This is a genomic window from Streptomyces sp. NPDC002790, assembly GCF_040295505.1.
GTDB lineage: Bacteria > Actinomycetota > Actinomycetes > Streptomycetales > Streptomycetaceae > Streptomyces.
Map to the genome: position 1 here is coordinate 40,836 of NZ_JBEOVM010000047.1, position 7,104 is coordinate 47,939.

Below are 7,104 nucleotides of genomic sequence, written 5' to 3' on the forward strand. Positions count from 1 at the left end.
GGGGCGTGGTCAGTCGGAAGTGGACGGTTTGCCGCGGCCCTGCTCCTGCGATGTCATTGCGGCCTCGGCCTCGGCCTTCGCCTTGTTCACCGCGGCGGCGGCCTGCTTGGCGACCTCGTCAGCTGCCGCGGATGCGTTGGTCTTCGGACTCGACTCGATCTCCGGAGTCGCGACATGGTCCGCAGTGCCTTCGGCGTCGTCGGCATCGGCGTCCGCGGGCTTCACGTTCTTGGGCAGCCCCATCTCGGAGTGGTCACCGAAGGCGCTGGAGACCGAGCGCACTGCTTCGGTCAGTTCTCCGGGGATCACCCAGAACGTGTTGTTCTCGCTCTTCGCCAGGTGCGGCAGCGTCTCGAGGTACTTGTAGGCCAGAATCTTGGGGTCGGCGTTGTTTCGATGGACGGCCTGGAAGACGCGCTCCACCGCCTTCGCCTCGCCGTCCGCCCGCAGGATCATGGCCTGCTGCGTGCCCTGTGCCTCCAGGATGTCCTTCTGCTTCGTGCCCTCTGCGGTCAGGATCTTGGACTGCCGTTCCCCTTCGGCGTGGAGGATGGCGGCGCGCTTGTCGCGCTCGGCGCGCATCTGCTTCTCCATCGCCTCCTTGATCGTGTTCGGCGGGTCGATGGCTTTGATCTCGACGCGGTTGACGCGGATGCCCCACTTGCCGGTGGCATCGTCGAGGACAGTGCGGAGCCGTGTGTTGATCTCCTCGCGAGAGGTGAGTGTCTCCTCCAGGTCCATGCTGCCGATGACATTGCGCAGCGTGGTCACAGTGAGTTGATCGATCGCCTGCAGGTAATTGGCGACCTCGTAGGCCGCCGACCTCGGGTCGGTGATCTGGTAGTAGAGCACGGTGTCGATGTTCACCACGAGGTTGTCCTCGGTGATGACCGGACTGGGGTCGGACGAATACACCTGTTCGCGCACGTCCAGTTTGGTGTTGACCCGGTCCGCTACTGGCAGTACGAGGTTCAGGCCGGGCTGCAGCGTTCGGCGATAGCGGCCGAACCGTTCGATGTTGTAACGGCGGGCCTGTGGCACGATCCGGACGGAGGTGACCACGAGGAAGATGACGACGATGGCCGCCACCAGAATGGGGATGACTACTGGGTCCACGATTTCCTCCGTCGTTGGGAGTCAGCCGGTCATGGAAGGAGATCGCGGGGATAGACCACGGCTGTCGCGCCCTCGATCTCCATGACATCGACCATTGCTCCTGCGGGGATGACTTGGGTTTCATCGAGGGTGCGAGCGGACCAATCCTCGCCGGAGAGTTTGATCAGGCCGCGAGTCGCGGTGACTTCCTGCATGACTTCGGCGCACTTTCCGATCAGTGCGTCGGTGCCCTCCTTTATGAGGGGAGACTGTGTAAGGTGGCGCATAGCAACCGGCCGTACGAGGAAGAGGCCCGCTGCCGCGGAAACTCCGAGTGCTACGAGTTGGCCCAGCAGGCCGACACCCACTCCGGCGACCACGGCAGTAACCAGCGCAGCGCCTGCCAACAGTCCGCAGACCAGGGCCAGCGTGAAGAACTCCGCGGCACCGAGCCCCAGCGCAACGAGCAGCCAGACGAACCATGGCATGGCGATCAGCCTCCCTCGGCGGGATCTATACACAACGCTACCGGTTCGCACATCAGACAGAACAGATTGGACCGGCAGGGAGTCAGGACGCCGGTGGTTCACTGCCGCGGTGGATGCGTACGCCTGCTGTGTGCGTTCGCCGCAGGGGAGGGGAAGCGGAGAGGGAACAGCTGCCTCCCCCGACCCGTCGTGCAGCGCGTTCCCGACCGGCGTGGAGAGCACTACCGGCTGCGGGCGCTCGTTGCACTCTCGCACCGCAACCAACCCGCTGGCCGCGTCCTCAACCTCGCGGGTCAGTACACGTGAGCTGGACCTCCGACCGCCCCCGCTTCGAGCAGCCCGGTCCGCGCGACTCGCAGGACGAGGCGGCACCGGTCGGGACATGACGCCGGGGGTTTGCAGACGCGGGCAGCCGGAGCGTTCCACTCCAAGCAGGCGCGCGGACAGTCAGACGGCCGCGGCGCTGACTCCGATGATTTTTCCGTAGCGGACCGCGTCTGGCATCACGCGGTGGCAATAGGCCTCGGCCCGGCCGCCGCTGCAGCCACGCTGGAACGGGTAGCGCCATCCGCACGACCTGCCATTCCGCCTCCGTCATGTCCGAGCCGGAACCCGCACTACGGTCCGGCCCGTCCGCAGCATTCCGGAACCTGTGCGCAAGACAATCGCAGGGCGACACGCGGGAGTTGGACGGGACGCACGTGGTTACGCAAGATTGTGAAAAAGGGGCCTCCTCGGTGCTTTTGAGCTTCGCAACTCCGAGCTACCGAGAGGCCCCTCCTTCATGAGCCGACACCTCAGCGATCACCCGATCCAGAACCCAGTTCGACGATCACGCCCGCCGAACGGTATGCGGATGACTTCTTGGATTTGCACTCCCTCGGGCCCGCGGGGCGGGGTCAGTGTGTGGCCAGTAGGCGTGTGTACTCGTGGCGCCAGGGGTGTGCTTCTTCCAGTTGGGCGCTGAGTGCGATGAGTGTGGCCTCGTCCGCGGGCCGTCCTGCCAGCGAGACGCCGACCGGGGTCCCGGTGTGGGGCGTCCAGTACAGAGGGAGGCTGACTACCGGCTGGCCTGTCATGTTGTAGGGGCTGGTGAACGCGCTGAAGGCGCTCTGGCGGTGGAGGTTCACCAACGGGTCGCCCGACTCGTCGAAGTGCTCGATCGACTGCGGCAGTGTCGCCAGGGTCGGGGTCAGTACGGCGTCATAGTCCTGCGTTGCGCTTACTGCGGCGCGAGACGAGCGGTGCATTGCGGTCAGCGCGGCTGCGAATGTCTCGCCGCTCACTCCGCGTCCGTACTCCCGCCAGGCCCGCGTCACCGGCCGCAGCAGCGCCTCTTGTTCGGCGTCGAGGGCATGGCCGAGGGACTGCACGCCCCATGCCGTCACGAAGTGCTCGCTGATCTCGGGACTGAAGGGTGTGGGGATGTCCTCCACGGTGTGCCCGAGGCGTTCCAGGAGGTGGGAGGCGTGTTCCCAGGCGGCCAGGCACTGCGGGTCCACGGTCATGCCCTGCGCGGCAGGTGTCGCGTACCTGCCGATGCGCAGTCTGCGTGGGGGGCGGTCCGCGTGGCCGAGGAAAGATTCGCCGGATGGCAGCGGGGCTGCCCAGTGGGGGTCGCCGGGTTCGGGCCCTGCCAGGATGTCGAGCAGTGCGGCCGCGTCGCGCACCGAGCGTGCCAGGGGGCCCTGCACGGACAGGCCGGTCGTCTCGGCGCCGGCCGGCCCGGAACTGACACGGCCACGTGAGGGCTTGATGCCGAACAGTCCGCACACGCTCGCCGGGATGCGGATCGAGCCGCCACCGTCGCTGGCGTGGGCGACGGGCACCAGGCCGAGTGCCACCGCGACGGCCGAGCCCCCGCTCGACCCGCCGGCCGACAGGGCCGGGTTCCAAGGGTTGCGGGCTGGTCCCACGATGTCGTTGTCGGTGTAGCAACAGCATCCGAATTCAGGGGTGTTGGTCTTTCCGAGGCTGATCGTGCCGGCGTTCCGCAGGCGCGTCACGCTGTGCGCGTCGAGGGTCGGCACCCGCGACGCGAATGCCTTCGAGCCGAACGTGGTGGTCACACCTGCCGTGTCCACCAGGTCCTTGACGGCTGTCGGGACCCCGAACAGTGCAGAGGTGTCCCGGTGTGCGGCGGGCGTGGCGTCGGCGTGCGCCGCGGTGGCCAGTGCTGCCTCGTTCGTGCGGGTGATGAACGCGCCGAACTGTTTGTCGTGGGCGTCGGCGCGCTCGATGTGATGACGTACCAGGTCCACGGCGGAGACCTGGCCCGCGCGGACGGCGGCGGCCTGCTCCAGCGCGGTCAGTGCGTGCAGCTCGGTGGGGGCGCTCATGCGCGGGCACCTTCTTCCTCTTTGCTGTGCATCTCGGACATCTGGCGGGCCACGGCCTCTTCGTGGTCGGTGAGGTCCCGCTTTGCGTCCCGTGGCCGCCACCGGCCCGACATGACGAACACGAACGGCAGGAACAGTGCCTGCCCGCCCAGGCACACCCACCACCAGGCCTGCCACTGGCCCGGGGTGTCGGCAGCGGCCTGCTCGACCTCGGCTCCGTGTTCGCTGAGCGCCTTCAGCTGCGGTGCCGCCTTCTGTACGGTCCGCAATCCGGCGGCACCGACCTCGTCCTGCGCGCGCGCCTGCAGGGTCGGAGGTACCTTTCCCGGTGCGTACGCGTCTAGTTGGGCGAACAGCTTCGGGTGGGCAGCGCGGACCTTCAGCGCGGGAGCCGCCTGTACGGAGGCCTGCTTGACCTCGGCGCCGTGCTCGATGAGCGGGGTCGCCGAGTGCACGATGAGCGGCAGCAGGGCAGCGGAGAGGGCGACCGTGATCCGCACGACCCAGCCCCAGATCGCCAGCCCGGTCGCCGTGGCCGCTGGGTTGTGCCGCTCGACGGTCTCGGTGAAACTCGCCATCCATGGCGAGTAGGCGACACCACTGGTCACCCCGATCCCCACGACGATGAGGGCGAACGTGTAGTAGCCGGTGCCCGGTTGGGTGGCGCGCAGGGCGAACGCCGCGGTGAAGCCGATCGAACCGAGTGCGCCGAGGAGCATGAACGGCTTGCGTACCCGCAGCCGATCGGACAGCAGCCCCGCCACCACCAGCGACACCGCGTTGGCCCCCCAGTACCAGTTGAGCAGGGCGTTCGCGCGCTGCGGTGTGTAGCCGAACGTGGTCGAGAAGTAGAGCACGAAGTTGCCGACGGCCGCGTAGTACAGCAGGAGGTACAGGCTGATAGCGACCGCCGAGCCGATCACGTCCAGGCGCATCATCTGCCGCCACTGCCCGTGCAGCGCCGCCTGTGTGTCGATGCCCTTGGCACGCGCCTCGACCAGCGCACGGTCACGCAGGCTCACCATGATCTGGTCGCGCAGTGCCGGCGCGAGCTCTCGCAGCCCGAACAACGCGACGACGAACAGCACGAGCCCGCTGATCCCGGCGAAGCGGATTTCGTCCTGCCAGTTCGTTCCGCCGCCGTAGGTGCGGGAGGTCACCGCGGTGACGACGAGACTGCCGATGATCGGTCCCATGGTCCAGTAACCCATCGCGGAAGCGCGGCCGAGCTGCGGCGAGAAGTCACGGATCAGCGCCGGGGTCGCCACCAGGATCATGCCCTCGACGAGCGCGACGGCGCAGTATCCGAGCAGGTAGCTCATCTTGTCCGGCGCGTGCGGCAGTGCGAATGTGGTGAGCAGACCGACCACGAGCAGGCCGTAGACCACGATGTTGGCCCGTCCCCACCGGTCGGCGAGGCCCGCCGCCAGCGAGGCGAAGGCACCCACGGCGTTCGCTGCGACCGAGATGTACACGAAGTACCGGAGCGACATGTCGTACTCGCCGATGATGGCGGTCGACACCGCGTACTGCACGTAGAGCTGGTAGTAGAGAATGATCGTGACGGCCACCACGATCCCCAAGTACCAGTAGCGCGGCAGGCGTTCGGGATACCGGTTGAGCCGCCGGTTGCCGAGTCGGCGCAGGACCGATCCCCGCGCTGTGGTACTCGGGTGCTGCGCCGCCGCAGGCGTGATCGACACCGTGCCTCCCAGTCCGGTTTCCGTGAACCCACGGCATGTCACTGTGCGCGTGGAGTGGCCCGACGGTAGTACCGACTGGTTGGTATGGGGAAGAGGCCGGAGCCGAGAAGAGTCGCGACGGACCAGCTGGGCCGAGTGCCCGGGGTCCTGCCCGCGATTCGCGTGGACCGGGCGGTCGCGTTGTTCAGTCGATGTCACCCCGGGACGTGCCCATCTTCAGGCCGGCGATCCAGTTGATGGAGGCGGTGCTGGTGTCTGCGCCGAAGTGGGTGCCCCAGCGTGGCTTGTTGCCCAGGTCGTCCCAGGTTTGGGCGTCGGCGCGGGAGCCGTCCTTGTAGACGGACAAGGTGCCCTGCCCCGCGGAGTTGGTGTTCTGGTCGTTGGTGCCGTTGGACTTCCACGGGTATACGGTCTGTGCGTTGCTGGTCTTGGTCATGGAGTCCCAGCCGAACCAGTACGTGCTGTTGTTCCTGGACGTGTACTCGCCTGTCGAGGTGCGCACGCCGTGTCCTTCACAACGCGCCGTGCCGATGGGCTTGTTGAACTTGAAGAACGTGCCGTGTCCGTCGTTCCAGTTGCCCGTCGTGACGCTGCCGGGGCCGTCGCGCAGTGTGTTGGTGAGGACGCCGGCGCCCTGGGAGGCGTCGCCGTCCCAGATGGCGGAGGCGTGCGCGGGGGAGACGCAGAACGTGAGGGCGCAGCCGGCGGCGGCCGCCGCGGTGGTGACGACCTTGCATGGGGTGCTGCGTTCGTCGCAGATCAGGTGGTGTTTGCTGCCCGTCTTCCGTCGGTCGACTGGCGACGGACCAGTGTCGGCGCCCCCTTCTTTTCGCGCGGATGTGGGAGCCGTCCACGCACGCGCGGGACCGGTCGAGTTCGCCGGCCGCGTTCAGCTTGGTGAGCAGGATGCGGTGCAGTTGGCCGAAGACCCCAGCCTGCCGCCAGCGCTCCAGGCGCCGCCAACAGGTCTGTCCGGAACCGAACTCCGGCTCCAGTGAAAGGAGTTGTCAGGCCATGTCGTCGTGCAGGACGTACAGGATGCTCTGCAGACACAGCCGGTCCGCCGTCGGCCGCGGACCCGGCGACTTCTCCGGCCAGGGCGGCGGCAGCGGCTCGATCAGCGCCCACAAGTCCTCGTCCACGATCCACGGCCGGGTGCTCACATCCTCCCGAACGGCGGAACCGTCACGTCGGTCACGCCGGACCAGGGCACTTCAACAAGATCAAAATACGAGCTCGTAGGACTCGGTCTCATGCTGCAACCGTCCTTGGAGTGACTGGTTGCCAGGCTGTTCGCCGACCTGGGCATGGATGGGGATCTTGGTGATGTCAGGGCGTAACGGGGAGGCTAGCGGGGTGTCGCGAGTACGTCCCGGAGTACGTTCGCGAGCGTGACGCGGGCCAGTTCGTGTCTCAGGGTCTCCTCGATGCCCTCGTAGACGTTCTGCATCGCCGGCTGGATGCCGTGACCCACCACGC

Annotated in this window: 6 protein-coding genes and 1 pseudogene; all 7 read right to left on the bottom strand. The window is 67.3% G+C overall.

Annotated elements, in window-relative coordinates:
- Nucleotides 1-9: 9 nt before the first annotated feature.
- A complete protein-coding gene (locus ABT004_RS21295; protein ID WP_351339110.1) occupies nt 10-1,116 on the bottom strand; it encodes an SPFH domain-containing protein in 1,107 nt (368 codons plus the stop codon).
- Between the two features lie 29 nt (nt 1,117-1,145).
- On the bottom strand, nt 1,146-1,583 hold the full coding sequence (locus ABT004_RS21300; protein WP_351339112.1) for an NfeD family protein: 438 nt from the start codon (nt 1,581-1,583) through the stop codon (nt 1,146-1,148).
- A gap of 899 nt (nt 1,584-2,482) precedes the next feature.
- Nucleotides 2,483-3,922 carry an amidase gene (locus tag ABT004_RS21305; RefSeq protein ID WP_351339114.1) on the bottom strand — a complete coding sequence of 480 codons (1,440 nt, stop codon included), beginning with the start codon at nt 3,920-3,922 and terminating at the stop codon, nt 2,483-2,485.
- Complete coding sequence (locus ABT004_RS21310; RefSeq protein WP_351339117.1) at nt 3,919-5,625, bottom strand: MFS transporter; 1,707 nt, start codon at nt 5,623-5,625, stop codon at nt 3,919-3,921. Before ABT004_RS21310 ends, ABT004_RS21305 begins: the two co-directional genes overlap by 4 nt.
- A gap of 184 nt (nt 5,626-5,809) precedes the next feature.
- The gene (locus ABT004_RS21315) at nt 5,810-6,127 is read right to left on the bottom strand and encodes a hypothetical protein (protein WP_351339120.1); all 318 of its coding nucleotides are present in this window, start codon (nt 6,125-6,127) and stop codon (nt 5,810-5,812) included.
- Between the two features lie 505 nt (nt 6,128-6,632).
- Nucleotides 6,633-6,788: a hypothetical protein gene (locus ABT004_RS21320; protein ID WP_351339122.1), complete on the bottom strand. Its 156-nt coding sequence runs from the start codon at nt 6,786-6,788 to the stop codon at nt 6,633-6,635.
- Between the two features lie 185 nt (nt 6,789-6,973).
- Nucleotides 6,974-7,104 (bottom strand): annotated as a pseudogene (locus ABT004_RS21325) (Rrf2 family transcriptional regulator); the annotation flags it as partial.

What these genes read in the sequence shown, in the direction of transcription:
- ABT004_RS21300 (WP_351339112.1), bottom strand. Translation starts at nt 1,583, where the DNA reads ATGCCATGGTTCGTCTGGCTGCTCGTTGCGCTGGGGCTCGGTGCCGCG.
- ABT004_RS21305 (WP_351339114.1), bottom strand. Translation starts at nt 3,922, where the DNA reads ATGAGCGCCCCCACCGAGCTGCACGCACTGACCGCGCTGGAGCAGGCC.